15 protein-coding genes and 1 tRNA gene are annotated in these 17,691 nt (G+C 70.8%); 8 read left to right on the top strand and 8 right to left on the bottom strand.

The window, feature by feature from the left end; translation table 11 throughout:
* Positions 1–113: 113 nt before the first annotated feature.
* From F3H13_RS10830 to F3H13_RS10845, 4 genes are all read left to right on the top strand, one after another.
* On the top strand, positions 114–1,334 hold the full coding sequence (locus F3H13_RS10830; protein WP_149799047.1) for a thiamine ABC transporter substrate-binding protein: 1,221 nt from the start codon (positions 114–116) through the stop codon (positions 1,332–1,334).
* Between the two features lie 27 nt (positions 1,335–1,361).
* On the top strand, positions 1,362–3,191 hold the full coding sequence (locus F3H13_RS10835) for an ABC transporter permease (RefSeq protein WP_149799048.1): 1,830 nt from the start codon (positions 1,362–1,364) through the stop codon (positions 3,189–3,191).
* Complete coding sequence (locus tag F3H13_RS10840; protein WP_149799049.1) at positions 3,181–4,356, top strand: ABC transporter ATP-binding protein; 1,176 nt, start codon at positions 3,181–3,183, stop codon at positions 4,354–4,356. The genes F3H13_RS10835 and F3H13_RS10840 overlap by 11 nt, the downstream gene beginning before the upstream one ends.
* Before the next feature lie 411 nt (positions 4,357–4,767).
* Entirely contained in the window at positions 4,768–5,025 is a 258-nt protein-coding gene (locus F3H13_RS10845) for a DUF7561 family protein (RefSeq protein WP_149799050.1), read from the top strand.
* A 49-nt stretch (positions 5,026–5,074) separates the two neighbouring features.
* On the opposite strand, the gene F3H13_RS10850 is transcribed toward F3H13_RS10845, so the two are convergent.
* Positions 5,075–7,450: an amino acid permease gene (locus F3H13_RS10850; RefSeq protein WP_149799051.1), complete on the bottom strand. Its 2,376-nt coding sequence runs from the start codon at positions 7,448–7,450 to the stop codon at positions 5,075–5,077.
* Positions 7,451–7,737: 287 nt separating this feature from the next.
* Here F3H13_RS10850 and F3H13_RS10855 point away from each other — a divergent pair, with 287 nt between their 5' ends.
* Positions 7,738–8,847, top strand: coding sequence for a pyridoxal-phosphate-dependent aminotransferase family protein (locus tag F3H13_RS10855; RefSeq protein WP_149799052.1), 1,110 nt, complete (start codon positions 7,738–7,740; stop codon positions 8,845–8,847).
* Between the two features lie 37 nt (positions 8,848–8,884).
* Here F3H13_RS10855 and F3H13_RS10860 read toward each other — a convergent pair whose 3' ends face one another.
* The 3 genes from F3H13_RS10860 to F3H13_RS10870 all read right to left on the bottom strand — a co-directional run bounded on the left by F3H13_RS10860 (position 8,885) and on the right by F3H13_RS10870 (position 10,520).
* Positions 8,885–9,190 carry a hypothetical protein gene (locus tag F3H13_RS10860; protein WP_149799053.1) on the bottom strand — a complete coding sequence of 102 codons (306 nt, stop codon included), beginning with the start codon at positions 9,188–9,190 and terminating at the stop codon, positions 8,885–8,887.
* 73 nt (positions 9,191–9,263) lie between these two features.
* Positions 9,264–9,563 carry a DUF424 domain-containing protein gene (locus F3H13_RS10865; RefSeq protein WP_149799054.1) on the bottom strand — a complete coding sequence of 100 codons (300 nt, stop codon included), beginning with the start codon at positions 9,561–9,563 and terminating at the stop codon, positions 9,264–9,266.
* Positions 9,564–10,520, bottom strand: a complete 957-nt coding sequence (locus F3H13_RS10870; RefSeq protein WP_149799055.1) for a tetratricopeptide repeat protein — start codon at positions 10,518–10,520, stop codon at positions 9,564–9,566.
* Between the two features lie 110 nt (positions 10,521–10,630).
* On the opposite strand from F3H13_RS10870, the gene F3H13_RS10875 reads away from it, so the two are divergent.
* Complete coding sequence (locus F3H13_RS10875) at positions 10,631–11,344, top strand: SdpI family protein (protein WP_149799056.1); 714 nt, start codon at positions 10,631–10,633, stop codon at positions 11,342–11,344.
* 95 nt (positions 11,345–11,439) lie between these two features.
* Entirely contained in the window at positions 11,440–12,105 is a 666-nt protein-coding gene (locus F3H13_RS10880; RefSeq protein ID WP_149799057.1) for a DUF7119 family protein, read from the top strand.
* A gap of 34 nt (positions 12,106–12,139) precedes the next feature.
* Here the strand turns inward: F3H13_RS10880 and F3H13_RS10885 are convergent, their stop codons facing one another.
* Complete coding sequence (locus F3H13_RS10885) at positions 12,140–13,522, bottom strand: M20/M25/M40 family metallo-hydrolase (protein ID WP_149799058.1); 1,383 nt, start codon at positions 13,520–13,522, stop codon at positions 12,140–12,142.
* A gap of 105 nt (positions 13,523–13,627) precedes the next feature.
* On the opposite strand from F3H13_RS10885, the gene F3H13_RS10890 reads away from it, so the two are divergent.
* Positions 13,628–13,701: transfer RNA gene (locus F3H13_RS10890), tRNA-Lys, on the top strand.
* A 379-nt stretch (positions 13,702–14,080) separates the two neighbouring features.
* Here F3H13_RS10890 and F3H13_RS10895 read toward each other — a convergent pair.
* The 3 genes from F3H13_RS10895 to thsA all read right to left on the bottom strand — a co-directional run bounded on the left by F3H13_RS10895 (position 14,081) and on the right by thsA (position 17,673).
* Positions 14,081–14,902, bottom strand: coding sequence for an alpha/beta fold hydrolase (locus F3H13_RS10895; RefSeq protein ID WP_149799059.1), 822 nt, complete (start codon positions 14,900–14,902; stop codon positions 14,081–14,083).
* 153 nt (positions 14,903–15,055) lie between these two features.
* Complete coding sequence (locus tag F3H13_RS10900; RefSeq protein WP_149799060.1) at positions 15,056–15,712, bottom strand: lactate utilization protein; 657 nt, start codon at positions 15,710–15,712, stop codon at positions 15,056–15,058.
* Between the two features lie 311 nt (positions 15,713–16,023).
* Positions 16,024–17,673 (bottom strand): thermosome subunit alpha, encoded by a 1,650-nt coding sequence (gene thsA / locus F3H13_RS10905; protein WP_149799157.1) that lies wholly within the window; start codon positions 17,671–17,673, stop codon positions 16,024–16,026.
* Between the last annotated feature and the right edge of the window lie 18 nt (positions 17,674–17,691).

Here is a 17,691-nt window from a genome sequence, read left to right on the forward strand (position 1 = left end):
GTGTAAATGGGTGTCGGCGGCCGGACGAGGGCGGTGAAGGGGGCCGCCAGTCGGCGACGATGTCGGGACGCGGACGGATCCCTTATGTAACCACCGAGTACAACAACCGAGTGATGACTACCGACGAGAGCGAGACGCGGCGGCGACGCGCCCGGCCACGCACCCGACGACGGTTCCTGACGGCGGCCGGGACGGCGGGCGCCGTCGCGCTCGCCGGCTGTAGCGCCGAGCGGACCGGCGACGGCGCCGGGAGCGACGGAAACGACACCGATGACGGCGACGGGGAGGGAGACGGCGGCGACGACGAGACCCCGACGCTGACGGTGGCGACCTACACGAACTTCATCGACGCGCCCTCCGTGAGCCCCGGCGAGTGGCTCAAAGAGGAGTTCGAGAGCCGGTACGACGCCGAGCTGGAGTGGGCGACCCCCGACAACGAGGTGAACTACTACGTCGAGCGCGCGGCCTCCGGCGCGGGTATCGACGCCGACCTCTACGTCGGTCTCACCACGGAGGACCTCGTACGCGTCGACGAGCGGCTCGACGACGACCTCTTCGCCGAGGCGGGCGAGGTCGACGGGCGCGACGCGGTCAAGGAGGGTCTCCGGTTCGACCCGTTCGACCGGGCGGTGCCGTTCGACACCGGATACGTGAGCCTCGTGTACGACAGCACGACGGCGGAGGCGCCCGAGACGTTCGACGGTCTCCTCGACGACGAGCACGCGGGCGCGCTCATCGCGCAGAACCCCGGCGCCTCCTCCACCGGACGCGCGTTCCTTCTCCACACGATCAGCCGCTTCGGGGACGGCGGCGTCGCGAGCGACGGCGACGGGGAGGCGATCGAGGGCGCGGACGGCGACCCCGACTACGACTACCTCGACTACTGGACGGACCTCCAAGACAACGACGTGCGCGTGCTGGGGAGCTGGGACGACGCGTACGCGGCCTGGAGCGAGGGGGAGGCGCCGATGGTCGTCTCCTACTCCACCGACCAGGTGTTCGCGGATATGGAGGACCAGGACCTCGAGAAACACCAGATCCGGTTCCTGAACGACCAAGCGTACGCGAACCCCGAGGGGATGGCCGTCTTCGCCGACGCCGACGAGCCCGACCTCGCCCGCGAGTTCATGTCGTTCATGCTGGAGCCCGACGTTCAAGGGCAGATCGCCCAGCGCAACGTCGCGTTCCCGGCCACCGACGGCGCCGAGCTGCCGAGCGACTACGCCGAGCTGGCACAGGAGCCGGCCGACCCGGTGACGTTCACCTACGACGAGCTTCAGGGCTCGGTCGACGCGTGGGTCGAGGCCTGGGAGCGGCAGTTCGCCGGGAACTAAGCGCGTGCCCGACGAGGGACCGAGCGCGTGACGCGAACCGACGGCGAGCGGGCAGCTGACCGCGGCGACCGCGCCGACCGGTTGGCCCGCCTCCGCGAGGGCGTCGAGTCGCACGCCCTGACGGCGCTCGCGGTCCTCACCAGCGCCGCGCTCGTCGTCGCCTTCTATTATCCGACCGCGACCGTCCTGGTCGAGGCGGTCGTCGTCGACGGCGCCGTCACCCTCGGCGTCTTCGCGGAGGTCCTCACCGACCCATTCTACTTCGGGGAGTTCGCGCGGCTGCTGTCCGGCGAGTCGCCGGCCGCGGTCGCGCGGTCGCTCGCCTCGCCGGACCGCCGGCTGGGGATCGTCGGGTTCACCGCGTACCAGGCGGTCCTCTCGACTATCGCGAGCGTCGCCCTCGGGCTCCCGGCCGCCTACCTGCTCGCGCGCTTCGAGTTCCCCGGGCGGCGGACGCTGCGCTCGCTCACCATCGTCCCGTTCGTCCTCCCGTCGATCATGGTCGCGGTGGGGTTCGTCGCCACGTTCGGCGAGAACGGCACTCTGAACGCCGCGCTGGGCGCGCTCGGGCTGCCGCCGGTCGACCTCCTCTTCACCCTCGAAGCGGTGGTGATCGCCCACGCGTTCTACAACGCGCCGCTCGTGGCGCGGGTGACGACCGCGGCGTGGGAGTCGGTGGACGCGAGCGCGGTCGAGACCGCCCGGAGCCTCGGCGCCGGTCCGCTCCGGGCGTTCGTCGACGTGGTGGCGCCGCAGGTGTACCCCGCCGTGCTGACGGGCGCGGCGCTCACCTTCGTGTTCACCTTCGGCACTTTCCCCATCGTCTTAGCGCTCGGCGGGTTCCAGCTGGCGACCGTCGAGGTGTTCGTCTACCGGCTGGTGCGCGACCTGAGCTACGCCGAGGCCGCCGCCCTGGCGATCGTCGAGCTCGTGATCACGCTCGGCGTCCTGCTGGCGTACCTCCGGTACGAGGCCCGCAACTCGACCAGCACCCGCGGGGCGCGACCGCTCCCGCGGCGCTCGCTGGTCCCGCCCGCGCCGACCCTCCGCGAACTGCTGCCGCGGGCGGGGCTGGCCGCCTACGTCGCCGTCGCCGGGATCGTCTTCCTCGCGCCGATCGCGTCGATGATCCTCGCGAGCCTCACGGGGGGCGACGGCGCGCTCACGCTCGACCACTACCGGTTTCTCGCCGAGCGCCAGCAGACCGGGGCGGCGTTTCAGGTGCGGCCGTGGCCCGCGATCCGGAACTCGCTCGCGTTCGCGGCGGCCGCGACCCTGCTCGCGCTTCCGATGGGTGTCGTCGTCGCGGTGCTGACCACGCGGCGGTACCGCGGGCGAACGCTGGTGGACGCGGCCGCGATGGCGCCGCTGGCGGTGTCGGGGATCATCGTCGGGCTCGGGCTCCTCCGGGGGCTCGTCTTCGGCATCGAGATCGCGGGGTGGCGGATCGCCGCGAGCGGCGCGGTCGCGATCGTCGTCGCGCACGCGGTGTCGGGGTACCCGTTCGTCGTGCGCACCGTCTCGCCCGGGCTCGCCGGGTTAGACCGCTCGCTCGTCGAGTCGGCGCGGGCGCTCGGCGCCTCCCGTGCGCGGGTGATCCGGGACGTCGAGCTCCCCCTCGTCTGGCCCGCGGTCGTCGCGGGCGCGGCGTTCGCGTTCGCCATCTCGATCGGGGAGTTCACCTCGACGGTCGTGTTAGCGACCGGTGCCGACGCGTACACGATGCCCGTCGCGATCGAACGCTTCATCGGGCGGCGGCTCGGACCGGCGACCGCCATGGGCGTCGTCCTGCTGGTCGTCACCGGCCTCAGCTTCGTCGTCATCGAGCGGCTCGGAGGTGAGCACCGTGGGCTCTGAGCCGCCAACGGGTTCTGCGAACGACCCCCCGGTCGCCGTCGAACTCGACGGCGTGACGAAGCGCTACGGCAAGACGGCCGCCGTCGACGACGTGACCCTCCGGGTGCGCGAGGGCGAGTTCTTCACGCTCGTCGGCCCCTCCGGCTGCGGGAAGACGACCACGCTCCGGCTGATCGCGGGGTTCGAAGAGCCGACGAGCGGGACGGTCAGGTTCGGCGGCGAGTCGATGGCGGGCGTTCCCCCCGAGGACCGCGACGTTGGCGTCGTCTTCCAGAGCTACGCGCTGTTCCCGCACATGACCGTCGGGGAGAACGTCGCGTACGGGCTCAACTTCGCCGATCCGCCCGAGGGGACCACGCGCGACGAGCGCGTCGCGGACCTGCTCGAACTGGTCGACCTCCCAGACGCGGCCGACCGCGACCCCGAGAACCTGTCGGGCGGGCAACAGCAACGGATCGCGATGGCGCGGGCGCTCGCGCCCGGGCCCGACGTGCTCCTCTTGGACGAGCCGATGAGCGCGCTCGACGCGCGCCTCCGCGAGCGACTCCGCGCGCAGGTGAAACAGATTCAGTCCGAGCTGGGGATTACCACCATCTACGTCACCCACGACCAGGAGGAGGCGCTGGCCGTCTCCGACCGCGTCGCGGTGATGAACGACGGGACTCCTGAGCAGGTGGCACCCCCCAGAACGGTCTACCGCGAGCCCGCGACTCGGTTCGTCGCGGAGTTCGTCGGCGACAACAACACCTTCGCCGGAAGAGTGGTCGACGCGCCCGCCGAGGGAGCGATCGCGGTCGACGTCGACGGCGGCGACGAGACGCTCCGCGTCGCGGTCGGGGGCGACGAAGAGAACGGAACCGAGCGGGACGCGACTGCGACGCGATCCGCCGAGGTCGGCGACCGGATCCACTTCTGTGTCCGCCCGGAACACCTCCGCGTCGCGAGCGCAGACGGAGAACCCGGCCCCGAAGCCGACGCTCCAGCCGGCGAGAACGCCCTCCGAGCGACCGTCGCCAGCGCGGAGTTCCTCGGCGAGACGACGCGCGTGACACTCGACTGGGGCGGCCGCGAACTGCTCGTCCGGGCCGTCGACCCCCTCGACGGCGCGGTCACGGTCGGGTTCGACCCAAGCGATGCGCATGTGATCGAGGTCGAAACGCAGTGAGCGACGACGTTTATTTATAAATGCGGAGCGGTGGCGCGTGCCGACGAGCGGCCGACAGGCCGCGAGCCGTGAGCCGCGAGGTTGGGGAGGTGTGAGGCTGCGGTGCTGTGTGGGGCGGGACTCAAAGGGGCAGCCGTCGAGGCGGGCGCAGGCGACGTAAGCACCGAACGAGGGAGCGATAGCGACCGAGTGAGGCGCGCAGCGAGCCTGCGCCCGCCTCGCTGGCTGGGGCTTTGGAGGTGTCGTCCGTCAGTTTGCTAGCAGTCATTTATAAGTGAACGACTAGATTTTAAAAGGCGTTCACCGACCAGTCCGCGACGACGAACGACCGAGTCACTCCGCCGAACCCGTCAAAGTCGGACGCGTATCGAGGCGACACGCCTTACCCCACGGACACAGTAAAACACGTATATGGCCTCCGAGGCGTGCGACGTCTGCGAGCGGTCCGTGCGGATCGCCGGCGGGATCGGCGACCTGTGGAACTTCGCGTTCGAGTCGACGCAGGGACTCACGCTCGAACTCACCGACGGCTCGGAGTTTTTCCTCTGTTTCGAGTGCATGGAGCGGCTCCCCGACGACCACGAGCCGACCGCCGAGGACGTCGCCGACCTCCGGGAGCGCACCGACCCGGTCGAGGAGGACGGCAACCACTTCTGGCACTGGGGCTGAGGGGAGCAGTTCGGGGACTTCTTCGGCTATTTAAAAAGAAGCCGTCGCGTCAGTCCGCCTTCCCTTCCTCGCCCGCGTCCGACTCCTCATCGAGTTCGGGCGTCGACGGCTCGGGCTCGACACCGGTGCCGGCGGGCGTCGCGGTCGCGTCGGTGACGTCGTTGTCTCGCGCGCCGCTCCCGAACAGCCGGTCGAAGAGGCCGCGGTCGCTGCGCTTCTCCGCGAGCAGCACGGAGCACTCCACGTCGTTGAGCACGTCCAAGACGAGCGAGCCGCGGACCAGCCGCGAGAGCAGCCCCTTCTGGGTCGCGCCGATGATGAGCATCGTCGCGTCGCGGGCGGCGCGCTCGATGCTGTCCTCGACGTCGCCGGTCTCGATCCGGAGCGTCGCGTCCGAGAGGTCGTGGTCGTCGGCCCACTCGGAGAGGAACGCGCGGCCCTCCTCCTCCTCGCCGCCCTCGGCGACGTGGAGCAGCGTCACCTCGCCGTCGAACTCGGTCTGGAGCATCTTCGCGACGGCGCCGGAGAGGTCCGAGGCCGGACCGCCGGCGGTCGGCACGAGGATGCGCGAGGGGTCGAAGCCGCGGTCGCGGAAGACGAGGAAGTCGGAGGGGAGCGAGTACGCCAGCTCGTCGACGGCGGACTCGGCGCGCCCGGGCGCCCCGTGGGAGTCCTCGCCCCAGCCCATCACGGTCATGTCGGCGCCGTAGGTGCGCGCGGCGTCGAACACCTCCTCGAACACGCGGTGCGAGAGCACGACGTGGGTCTCCACGTCGACGTCGAACGTCTCCGCGTCCTCGCGGGCCTGGTCCAGCAGGCCGTGGGCCGCCTCGTGGGCGCCGCGGTCGCGCGCGGCCTCGAGGGAGGTCTGGTCGGGGACGTTCGCGATGTTGACCGCGACGACCGTCCCGTTCCGCTGCTTGGCGATGGCCGAGGCGAGCGTGATCAGGTGCTCTTCGGTCTTCGGGTTCGCGAGCGGCACCATCACCCGGTAGTCGTCGCCGCTCGGCTGGACGGCGGTCGCCGCCGAGACGGCCTGCTCGGGCAGGTCCTCGGAACGGTCGAGGATCCACCGCCCGAGGAGGCCGGTGCGCTCGACCTTCCGGCGGGCGTACAGGAAGTACCACAGCACCGCGGCGACGATGAACGCCCCGGCGAGGGCGACCTCGACGGCGCCGACGAACGGGAGGAGCCCGAGCGAGAAGACGATCCCCGCGATCGGGGTCAGCGGGTAGAGCGGGACCTCGAAGTCGGGGTCGTACTCGGCGATGTCCGCCTCGCGGAAGACGATGAGCGCGACGTTCATCAGCGCGTACACGACGAGGTGGAGCACGCTCGCGGCCTTCGAGAGGATCTCGACGTCCTGGCCGAGCGCCGCGATGAAGACGATGATCATGATCCCGGTCACGAGGATCGACCGGTACGGCGTCGCGAACTGCGGGTGGATCTGGTTGAGCCAGTTCGTGACGATCTTGTCCCGGCCCATCGCGAAGTTGATCCGCGCCGACGCGAGGATCGACGCGTTCGCGCTGGAGGCGGTCGCGAGCAGGGCACCGCCCGTCACGATCGTCACCGCGGCCGCGGTGATCGCGGGGGAGTAGGCACCCGAGAAGGCGACGTCCGTCGCCTGCGTCAGCGGCGCGTCCGTGCTCAGCTCCGGCCACGGAACCACGCCGAGCATGATCGACACGAGGATCGCGTAGATCACCGTGACGATCGCGACGCTCCCGATGACCGCCCGCGGGAGGTTCTTGCCGGGGTTCTTCAGCTCCTCGGCGACGGTCGCGATCTTCGCGTACCCGAGGAAAGAGACGAACACCAGCGCCGTGCCGGGGAGGATCGCGCCGTATCCCTTCGGCGCGAGCCCGTCGGTCCCGGCGAGCGTCGCGTAGTCGAACGAGAGCCAGCCCTGTATCGCGAACAGCCCGAGGATAACCAACAGTCCCGTGACGATGACCGTCTGAACGCCGCCGGTCTCCTTGGCGCCGACGTAGTTCACGAAGACGAAGAGGCTGCCGGCGATCAGCGCGCCGATTTGGATGTCGGTGAGGAATAAGAATCCGGGGATCGGCGCGAGCGTCGCGAGGTACTGACCGAACCCGATGGAGTAGAACGCGGAGGCGAATGCGAGCCCCATCCAGTCGCCCATCCCGGCGATCGACCCGAACAGCGGGCCGAGCGCCCGGTTAACGTAGTAGTAGCCGCCGCCGGCCCGCGGCATGGCGGTCCCCAACTCCGAGACGGAGAACGCGTTCACCATCGCGATGATCCCGCCGACGACGAACGAGACGACGACGATGGGACCCGCCTCGCGGGCCGCGAGGCCGGGGAGCACGAAGATCCCCGCGCCGATCATCGTCCCGATACCGATCGTCATCGCCGAGACGAGCCCGAGGTCCTTCGCGAGTTCCTCGTCGCCGCTCACAGCGGCTCACCTCGTTCGGTTGTAACTCTCCGGGCGTCTGTCATACGCGCTTTCGCTCCCCCGTTGTTATAAACCCGGTTGATCCGGGCGACGGCGCCGTTTCCGGAAGCGAGCGCGTGACCCGCAGGCGCGCGATCCGGCGGCCGTCGGTGCGAGGGCGACACGGCGGGGGCGGACCGGGTCGCGGCGCGAGGGGGCGGAATTCGGACCGGTCCGCGTCGCGCCTTTTGAACGGAACACAAGGACCATACCCCCGCGCGTCCCGGTACAAATCAAAGGTGGATCCCGTGACGAAGAAACGCGAATACCGCGACGACTACGACGAGAAGACGCTGTACATCCCCGGGCCGACCGAGGTCCGCGACGACGTCATCGAGGCGATGGCGGAGCCGATGTTCGGCCACCGGATGGACCGGATGACCGACCTCTACACCACCATCGTCGAGGACACGAAGGAGTTCCTCGGCACCGACCACGAGGTCGTAATCTTAACCGGCTCCGGCACGGAGTTCTGGGAGGCGACGACGCTCAACCTCGTCGACGAGCGCGTCCTCGTCCCGACCTGCGGCGCGTTCAGCGAGCGCTACGCCAACGTCGCCGAGCGCCTCGGCAAGGACGTCGACCGACTGGAGTACGAGTGGGGCGAGGCGGTCAAGCCCGAGGACGTCCGCGAGGCGATCGAGGCCGCGGACGCGGGGTACGACATGGTCGCCGGCGTGATGAACGAGTCCTCGACCGGGGTCCGGAACCCGATCGAGGAGATCGGCGACGTACTCAAGGAGTACCCGGACACCTACTTCGCCGTCGACGCCGTCTCCTCGCTCGGCGGCGACTACGTCGACATCGACGACCACGGCATCGACGTCATCTTCGCGTCCACCCAGAAGGCGTTCGCGATGCCCCCCGGACTCGCCGTCTGCGTCGTGAGCGACGACGCCTACGACCGCGAGGTCGAGAAGGGCGACTCCTCGTGGTACGGCGGCTTCCGCCGCACGATCGACTACTACGACCGGAAGGGACAGACCCACTCGACGCCCGCGATCCCGATCATGTTGGCGTACCGCAAGCAGATGAAACACATGCTCGACGAGGGCCACCGCGCCCGCGACGAGCGCCACCGCGAGATGACAGAGTACGTCCACGACTGGGCCGCCGAGCACTTCGCGATGTTCCCCGAGGAAGGGTACGAGTCCCAGACGGTCGCCTGCATCGAGAACACGCAGGGGATCGACGTGGCCGCGACCATCGAGGAAGTGAACGAGGAGTACGACATGGCCTTCTCGAACGGCTACGGCGACCTCGGCGAGGAGACGTTCCGGATCGGCCACATGGGCGAACACACCGTCGAGAGCGTGAAGGAGCTCACCGACGCCATCGAGGACGTCGCCGGACTCTAAGGGGAGATTCTCCCCGCGAACCGGCCGGTCCGCCCGCTCAGCCCTCGTCGCGGTCGGCGACCAGCTCGATCCGGTAGATCCGGCCGCCGGCGTCGGTCCGCTCGGCGTCGACGACGACGAACGCGCGGTCGCCGACGTCGACGATGTCGCCCGTGTCGAGCGGTTCGACCGGTTCGTCGGCCGCGTCGGCCGCGCCCGGTTCGCTCTCCGCCTCGCCGCCGACGGCCTCCGCGCCGACGCCGAGCGCGGCCTCTCCCCGGTCGATCGCGCGCCGCCAGAAGGCGTCCGAGGGCGGCCGCGGCCCCACCCGCGACGCCAGTTCGCTCCGCGTGAGTCGTCTCATCGAGTTCGCCTCGTCGCGCGCGCCCTTAGCCGGTTCGGAATCCGGCGAAATCGGAGCGGGCGCCGCACCGCTCTCACAGCCAGAGCAGCTGCGCGTGCCGCGTTCCCTCGAACTCCAGAACCGTCTCCTCGTCGACGAGCCCCGCCTCGACCGCGACGCCGACCGCCTCGGCGCCGACGATGTTCGCGACCTGCGCGCGCTGGAGGCCCGCGATAACCTCCTCGGCGGTCGCCTCGACGGCGTCGTCACCGCCGTAGAACTCCTCGGTCACGGTGAGCGTCATCGAGCCGTTCTCGTACGTCTCGCCGAGACAGTCGGGGTCGCAGACGGAGACGAGCCGCCCCTCGGCGGTCTCGCGCTCGCGCAGCAGCATTCAGAAGCCCTCGGGTCCCTCGCCCTGAAGCTCGCGCTCCGGACCCTCCGGCTCGCCGTCCTGCCCGGTTCGGCCCCCCTGCCCGCCGCGGCCGCCGGCACCGCCCTGCCCGCCGGGGGCGCCGCGACCGTCCTGTCCGCCGGGAGCGCCTCGCCCGCCGCGTCCGCCCTGTCCGCCGCGACCGCCCTGGCCGCCGGGGCCGGGCGCCTGCCCGGTCTGCTCTTCGATCAGCTGTTCTTCCGTCTCGCGGCGGAGCTCCTCGGCCTGATCGGCGACCTCCTCGGCCTGCTCGTGTTCGCCCGCCTCTTCGAGCGCACGGGCCTTCTCCTCTAAGACGCCGGCGTCGCGGTAGCCGAGGCGGATCGCGTTGTCGAAGCACGTGACCGCGTCCTCGGCGAGGCCGCGCTCGACCAGCAGGAACCCGCGGTTGTACCACGCTTCCGCGAAGCGCGGGTCGGTCTCGACGGCGCGCTCGGCGTGTTCGAGCGCCTGCTCGCTGCGGCCGGACTCCCAGAGCGCGTACGCGAGGTTCGTCTCCGCGGTCGCGGCGTGCTCGGACTCCTCGTCGATACGCAGTGCCTCCTGATAGGCGCCGATCGCCTGGTCGAACTCCTCCAGCTGGGCGTGGGCGGCCCCCTTGTTCACCCACGCCTCCTGGGCCTCCAGCGAGTCCTCCTCGGCGAAGGTGGCGGCGCGCTCGAACGTCTCCGTCGCCTCCTCGAAGCGGTTGATCCCCATGTACGAGAGGCCGACGTCGATCAGCTGTTCGACGTCGACGTCCTCGCTGCCGATGTTCCGGCGGTCGAGCTCCTCGGTCAGCACGCGGGAGTCGACGGGGTCGACGCGGCTCGGGTCCTCGCCCAGCTCGGGCGGGTCCAGCGTGAACGCGTCGTAGTCGGCGTCGACGCCCTGCCCCGAGGAGAACTCGTGGCCGTCGTCGTCGCGTTCGTCGGTCATACGCCCGGATTGGCGGTCACGACGCGTAAGGGTTGCGTCGCACCGGGTCCCACGGGTGACCTTCACACGGGAGGACATCTTTTACCACTACGGAGCGTGTCTCCGCCCGCATGCCCTCCCAGTCTAGACTCTCCACGCGGCTCCGGTTCGGCGTCGCCGCGCTCCTCGTCGCCGTCGGCGCCGCCGCCAGCCTCGCGGTCGCACCGGACCTCCCCGAGCAGATGGTGACGCGGTGGAACGCCGCCGGCGAGCCGACCGGGACGCTCTCTCGGACGGCCGGGATGTGGTTCGTGCCCGGGGTCGCGGCCGGGCTGATCGGCCTGTTCGCGCTGCTCCCGCGGATCGACCCGCTCCGTGAGAACGTCGCCGCGTTCCGAGTCCACTACGACCGGTTCGTCGTCGTGCTCACGGCGTTCCTCGTCGCCGTCCACCTCGCCGTGCTCGCCGTCAACCTCGGCTACGCAGTCGACGTGACGACGGTCGCGGTCGCCGGCGGGGCCGCGCTGTTCTACTACCTCGGAACGCTGTTGCCCCACGTCGAGCCGAACTGGTTCGTCGGGATTCGGACGCCGTGGACGCTCAGCGACGAGACCGTCTGGGAGCGGACCCACGCGCTCGGCGCCCGGCTGTTCAAGCTCTCGGCCGCGCTCGCGGTCGCCGGCCTCTTCGCCGGCGAGTACGCGGCGTACTTCCTCGTCGGCCCGGCGCTCGCGACCGCCGCGATCACCGTCGCGTACTCGTACGTCCTGTACGCGCGGGGAGCGGGTGAGGGGGACGACAGCGAGAGAGCCGACGGCGACCGGACGACCCAGACCGCGAAGTAGGACGGGGCGCCGACGGCCGGCGGGGACCGTCCGTCGCTCGGGCGAATTCCGCCCCGGTGCCCGGCGTTTATACCTACGGCCCCGAAGACGTTGGTATGACCGAGGAGTCACGCGCTGACCGGCGGTCTCCCGTCGGCGAGCCGGTGGTCCGGTCGGACCCGACGGTGACGGGCGACCGGGCCGCGGACGCGGTGGGGTTCGACCCGAACGAACCTGACAGCGTCGCCGAGGCGGGGGAGACGGTGGCCCGCTTCGCAGCCGGCGACGTCGGCGACGACGACAACGTCCTCATGTTGCGCGGCGCCGCCGCCTGCGCGGCGCTCGTCCGGGGCGTCGGCTCGTACAAGGAAGCCGCCGAGCGGGCGGGCGAGGACGTCTCCGTCGCGTTCATCCGCAAGTGGGCGCGGGTCCACGACCTCCCGCAGGCGATCCGCCGGCAGGTCGCCAACGGGCGGATCGCGCCGAGCGCCGCGAAACACGTCGCGCGGCTCGGCGGGCGGGACCGGTACCTGCTCGCGTGGGCGGCGATCGACGGCGACCTCACGGTGCGGGAGGTGCGCGCCATCGCGTCCGCGGTCAACGACGGCGCCGATATCGAGGCCGCCGTCCGCGAGGCGGGCGTCGAACTCGGCCGGCTTCAGGTCCGGCTCCCGGCCGAGACGTACGTCGAGCTGCGCCGCCGCGCCTCGATGGAGAACGCCGCCCCCGGCGCGCTCGTCGCCGACGCGGTCGACGAGTACCTCGCTGACGACCGGGAGTGACGGCAGCGGCGGGGCAGAGCGCCTCGACGACCGGTCACGCCGCGTGGTCGGTCGCGAACCGCGCCGCGGCGGCCGCGATCGCGTCCCGCGCCCGAACGACCTGTTCCCACGCGATCGTCTCGTCCGGGTAGTGCGCCTCGTCGATGGTGCCGGGACCGAACAGCACCGCCGGGATCCCGGCCGCGACGAGGTGTCTCGAATCGGCGCCGTACGTCGCGCCCCGCGGCTCGGCGTCCGGGAGGCCGGTCGCGACGAGGCCGGCGCGGACCGCCTCGACGACCGGCTCGTCGACGGCGATCTCCGCGGGCTCGAACTGGACCGAGAACCGCTCGAACCGAGGCAGGTGCTCGCGCAGCCAAGGATCGTCCGCGGCGACCGCGTCCAACCGCTCGCGGAACGCCGTCTCCACCTCGGCGACGGTCTCGCCTGGCGCCACGCCGATCCGGAACTCCGCCTCGAGCGTCGCCGGGACCGTCGACGCCCACGAGCCGGCCTCGACCCGGCCGCAGACGACCGGCCACGGCACCGGGAACGCCCCGTATAAAGGGTGTTGGACCGACTCGCCGCGCTCCGCCTCCAACGCCGAGAACGCCTCCCGGATCGCCTCGAACCGCGGGAGCACGTCCTCGCCGCGCCACCGGGTGGCCGCGTGCGCGCTCCGGCCGTCGATCTCCAGCCGGGCCATGAGCGACCCCTCGCAGGCGACGACCGGCCGCAGTTCGGTCGGCTCGGCGACGATCGCTGCGTCGCGCTCGAACGGATAGGGGCTCGCGAGGGCGGCGGTCGCCGCGCCGTAGCCGCCGTCCTCCTCGCCGGCGACGGCCTCGACCACGAGCCGCAAGCCGGACGGCGGGAGGTCGATCGACCCGTCCGCGACGCCCTCGCGGACGTCCACCGCGGCGCCGACGCAGGCCGCGAGCCCGGACTTCATGTCGGCCGCGCCGCGGGCGGTGAGACTCTCGCCGATCCCGTCGCCGCCGGCGTCGGCTCCCGCGTCCCCGTCCGCCCCTCCGTCCCCAGCGTCGCACCAGACCGGCTCGAAGGGGTCGCTCGACCACTCGGTCGGCTCGGCGGGGGCGACGTCGAGGTGGCCGTTCAAGACGAGCGTGGGGACCGGATCGCCGCCGCCGTTCTCGCCGACCGCGTCACCGGCGTCGGCCGCGTCGGCAGCGTCGCCGGCGCCGCCCAGTTCGAGGACGCCCGCGACGCTGCGCCGTCCCGCGACGGCCGCCGCGTCGAGGTTGTCCGGGAAGGAAGGGTGGTCGGCGAGGACCGCGGGGTCGGCGTCCCAGGCGTACGTCTCGAAGCCGAGGTCTGCGAGCCGCTCCGCGACGAACGCGGCCGCGGCCGCCTCCTCGCCGGCGGTCGAGCGGTAGCGGCAGAGGGCGGCCGCGAACGCGCGCATGTCGAATTCCATGCTCGCGGCGACGGCGGGGGGCGGCAAACCGTTTCGGGTGCCGACGCCGACCCCTCCCGCGGTTCTAAACGTTTATCCGTCGGCTGACCTTACAGCGATTCACCTGGGCCGGTAGCTCAGTTAGGGAGAGCGTCCGGCTTTTAACCGGACGGTCGGGGGTTCGAATCCCTCCCGGCCCGCTGTACCGCCGCGAGCAATATCGCGAGCGGCGGCGCTGTGCTGAGGGAGGGATTCGAATCAGGGAACACGCAGCGCCGAGCGAAGCGAGGCGATCGTGTGACCGTGGTTCGAATCCCTCCCGGCCCGTTTTCCTGCGACCAACGGGAGCAGTGAAAACGCCAGAGGGATTCGAAGAGACCGGTCGCGCGCAGCGAACGGAGTGAGCGAGCACGTCCGGGCGTAGTTTGAATCCCGTCGCGCCCGTTCCCCTCACTTCGTTCGGTCACGGGCGCGACTGACCCACGCTCGCTTCGCTCGCGTGGATCCCTCCCGGCCCGCTGTACCGCCGCGAGCAATATCGCGAGCGGCGGTGCTGTGCGGAGGGAATTTAAAAAGCGGTCACTCCGCGCCGCCGACCCACTCCAGCGCCGCCCGCCGCCGGTCGAGCAGCGTGCCGAGGTGATCGGCCTCGGCGGTCTCCAGCGTCCCGTCGACCGCGTCGACGAGCGTCTGGACGGGAGAAATCGGCGTGTTCTCGTCGGTCGTCCCGTGCCACGCGCGGACCGGGACATCGAGTCGGCCCGGGTCGAGCGACGCGCTCGCGAACGCCCGGTTCTCGCGTTCGACCGCTCTCGCACCGCGATCGAGCGCTTCGTGGAAGTCGGCGGCGACCGCCTCGCCGACCGCGTCGGAGACGGACCGGTCCGTGTACTGCGAGACGACCGCGTTCGGCCCGGAGAGCGACGCGACCGACTTCGAGAGCCGGAACATCGCGCGCAGCGCGAACGGGACCGACGCGAGCGTCGCGAGGGCGTTCTCGGCCGGGGGGACGACGCTGCTCACCAGCCCGACCCGAGCGACGCGGTCGTCGCTCGCGGCGGCGAGCGCGAACGGGCCGCCGCCGGAGAAGCCGAGCGCGCCCGCCCGGTCGACCGACTCCGCGTCGAGGAGTTCGGCGAGGTCGGCTGGCCACTCCTCCCACGACCACTCGGCCGGCGGCGCCGAGGAACGGCCGTATCCCGGGCGGTCGGGGACGAGGAGCCGAACGCCGGTCTCGGCCGCGGGGTCGGACAGCAACGCCCCGAACAGCCGCGATCCGGGCGTGCCGTGGTGGACGACGACCGGGCGACCGTCGGGGTCGCCGCCGGTCGCGTACGAGAGGGTGCGTCCGTCGGGGAGGGTACACGCGTCCGTCGAGAGATCCGCTGGATAGGGCGCCATAGTGGGACCTACGGGCCGGTTCTCAAAGAAGGGGAAAACGGATTTCGGTTCGGGATCCCGAGATCGCGAGCGGCGCCGCTCGCGGTCGACGAAAGGGGGAAGAAAGCGTGTGTCGCGTCAGCGTGTGACGTGTCTTCGCGTCGTGCGACCCGCTCAGTAGCCGAGCTGCTCGCGCACGAGGACGACCGTCGTCCGGCCCTCCTCGGTCTCGCGCCGGTAGATCAGCTGCTTGGCGATCGCGGACTCGACGCCGTACGCCTCCTGTGCGCGCTCGTTCTCCAGCGGGTACGCGACCGACTCCAGCCGGTCGAGGGCGTCATCGAGCGTCGGGACGATCTTGTTGATCCCGGTGACGATGACGACGTTGCCCGCGGCGAACGGGTACGCGCCGATCCGGCTGCCGGAGAGATCGGCGGCGACGAGTTCGCCCGTCTGCGCGACCGCGTTGATCCCGCCGAGGAAGTAGTCCGCCGTCTGCGACTCTCGTCGCGCGGCCTGCCGCTCCGCGTCGTCGTCGATGCCCCAAATCTGGTCGGGGAGACTCTCCCACTCGTGATCGCCTTCGCTCAGGAACTCGTCGAACCCGATCTCTTCGAGCGTCGTCGAGTGCCCGTTCATCACCGAGACCCCCGCGGGGATCTGCGACGTCACCGTCTCCAGCGCCTCGTCGGCGTCGTCGACGACGATCACGTCGAAGCCGCGCTCCTCGAGATTGGCGACCGCCTCCTCGACGGTCTCGTCGTCCGGGAGTTTGTCCAGTTCCGCGTCGATCTCGGTGTCGTCTGCGTAGTCGGTCTTCTGCTGTGGCATAGTGAACGTGAAAACCTCGTCGAGAGGTCAGAGGGCCGGGAGTCACTTAACCGCTCGCGGACACCGCCGTCCGGTGGTTACGCCGGTGTTACCCTCGTGTCGTGAGAGGCGAATGTGGGTATCGGTAGCGTGCTACTCGGTCGGGTGAGAGCGAGAACCGCGATCGAGAGACGAGCGGGACGCTACGCGGTCGCGCCGTCGATAAAATCGCGTGTCGTCGGGGCCCGATGGGGCGCGCGACGGTCGGTCTGCGGACGGTTCGGTGAAGCGACTGCGGTCGGCGTGGGTGTGTGGTGTGGCCTACGCGAAGCTCACATCGCACCGCCCATACCGCCCATACCGCCCATGCCGCCCATGCCGCCGGCGCCGCCGGGCGCGCCGCCCTCGTCGCCGCCGTCGTCGGTGCCGCCGCCCTTGAGGTCGCCGGCCGCGATGACGTCGTCGATGCGGAGGATCATGACGGCCGCCTCGGTGGCGGACTCGATGGCCTGGGTCTTGACGCGGAGCGGCTCCACGACGCCCTCGGCCTCCATGTCGATCACGTCGCCCGTGTAGGCGTCGAGACCGGCGCCGAACTCGCCGCCGTCGTGGCGGGAGCGGAGGTCGACCAGCGAGTCGATGGGGTCGAGACCCGCGTTCTCGGCGAGGGTGCGCGGGACGACTTCTAAGGCGTCGGCGAACGCCTCGACGGCGAGCTGCTCGCGGCCGCCGACGGAGTCGGCGAAGTCGCGGAGCTGCAGCGCCAGCTCGGCCTCGGGGGCGCCGCCGCCGGGCAGCACCTTCCCGTCGAGCAGCGTCGTGCGGACGACGCCGAGCGAGTCGTCGATGGCGCGCTCGACCTCGTCGACGACGTGCTCGGTGCCGCCGCGGAGGATGAGGGTGACGGACTTCGCCTCTTCGACGTCCTCGACGAAGATGCGCTCGTCGCCGCCGATGTCCTTCTGGGCGACGGAGCCGGCGAAGCCGAGGTCGTCTGACTCGATGTCGTCGAGGTTGGAGACGACGCGGCCGCCGGTCGCGCGGGCGAGGCGCTTGAGGTCGTCGGACTTCGCGCGGCGGACGGCGAGGATGCCCTCCTGCGCGAGGTAGTGCTGGGCCATGTCGTCGATGCCGTCACCGACGAAGACGACGTCGGCGCCGATGTCGACGAGGTGGTCGACCATCTCGCGGAGCTGCTCTTCCTCCTGGTCGAGGAACTGCTGGAGCTGGTCGGGGTCCGTGACGTTGACCTCGGCGTCGATCTCCGTCTCCTTCACTTCGATGGCGCCGTCGAACAGCGCGACGTCGGCGTCCTCGACCGCGAAGGGCATGTTCTCGTCGACGCGCTCCTTGTCGACGATGACGCCCTCGACGAGCTCGGACTCGTCGATGGAGCTGCCGACGACCTTCTCGACGGAGACGTTCTCCGTGTCGATGCCGTCGTCGTCCTGGACCGCGAGGACGGCGTCGACGACGAGCTCGGCGAGGAGGTCCTTGGAGTTCTCCGCGCCCTTGCCCGTCATCGCCGTCTCGGCGATCTCGACGAGCGTGTCGCGGTCGTCCGCGGAGACGTCGATGGCTTCCTCGTCGAGGATCTCCTTGGCCTTCTCGGCGGCCTGGCGGTACCCCTGCGCGAGGGTCGTCGCGTGGATGTCCTGATCGAGGAGCTCCTCGGCCTGGTCGAGGAGCTCACCGGCGACCACGACCGCGGAGGTGGTGCCGTCGCCGACCTCCTCCTCCTGCGTCTCGGAGACCTCGACGATCATGTTGGCCGCCGGGTGGTCGATGTCCATCTCTTTCAGGATGGTGACGCCGTCGTTCGTGACGACGACGGACCCGCCGTTGTCGACGAGCATCTTGTCCATCCCTTTCGGGCCGAGCGTGGTGCGGACGGACTCCGCGACCGCCTTGCCGGCCGTGATGTTCATGTTTTGGGCGTCCTTTCCGGAAGTTCGCTGCGACTCCTCAGAAAGTACGATCATGGGCTGATTGCCCATCCG

It is taken from the genome of Halorubrum xinjiangense (genome assembly GCF_900102375.1).
GTDB classification, from domain to species: Archaea; Halobacteriota; Halobacteria; order Halobacteriales; family Haloferacaceae; genus Halorubrum; species Halorubrum xinjiangense.

What these genes read in the sequence shown, in the direction of transcription:
- F3H13_RS10900 (WP_149799060.1), bottom strand. Translation starts at nt 15,712, where the DNA reads ATGCCACAGCAGAAGACCGACTACGCAGACGACACCGAGATCGACGCG.
- F3H13_RS10860 (WP_149799053.1), bottom strand. Translation starts at nt 9,190, where the DNA reads ATGAGACGACTCACGCGGAGCGAACTGGCGTCGCGGGTGGGGCCGCGG.
- F3H13_RS10875 (WP_149799056.1), top strand. Translation starts at nt 10,631, where the DNA reads ATGCCCTCCCAGTCTAGACTCTCCACGCGGCTCCGGTTCGGCGTCGCC.
- F3H13_RS10895 (WP_149799059.1), bottom strand. Translation starts at nt 14,902, where the DNA reads ATGGCGCCCTATCCAGCGGATCTCTCGACGGACGCGTGTACCCTCCCC.
- F3H13_RS10845 (WP_149799050.1), top strand. Translation starts at nt 4,768, where the DNA reads ATGGCCTCCGAGGCGTGCGACGTCTGCGAGCGGTCCGTGCGGATCGCC.
- F3H13_RS10870 (WP_149799055.1), bottom strand. Translation starts at nt 10,520, where the DNA reads ATGACCGACGAACGCGACGACGACGGCCACGAGTTCTCCTCGGGGCAG.
- F3H13_RS10885 (WP_149799058.1), bottom strand. Translation starts at nt 13,522, where the DNA reads ATGGAATTCGACATGCGCGCGTTCGCGGCCGCCCTCTGCCGCTACCGC.
- thsA (WP_149799157.1), bottom strand. Translation starts at nt 17,673, where the DNA reads ATGATCGTACTTTCTGAGGAGTCGCAGCGAACTTCCGGAAAGGACGCC.
- F3H13_RS10830 (WP_149799047.1), top strand. Translation starts at nt 114, where the DNA reads ATGACTACCGACGAGAGCGAGACGCGGCGGCGACGCGCCCGGCCACGC.
- F3H13_RS10880 (WP_149799057.1), top strand. Translation starts at nt 11,440, where the DNA reads ATGACCGAGGAGTCACGCGCTGACCGGCGGTCTCCCGTCGGCGAGCCG.
- F3H13_RS10865 (WP_149799054.1), bottom strand. Translation starts at nt 9,563, where the DNA reads ATGCTGCTGCGCGAGCGCGAGACCGCCGAGGGGCGGCTCGTCTCCGTC.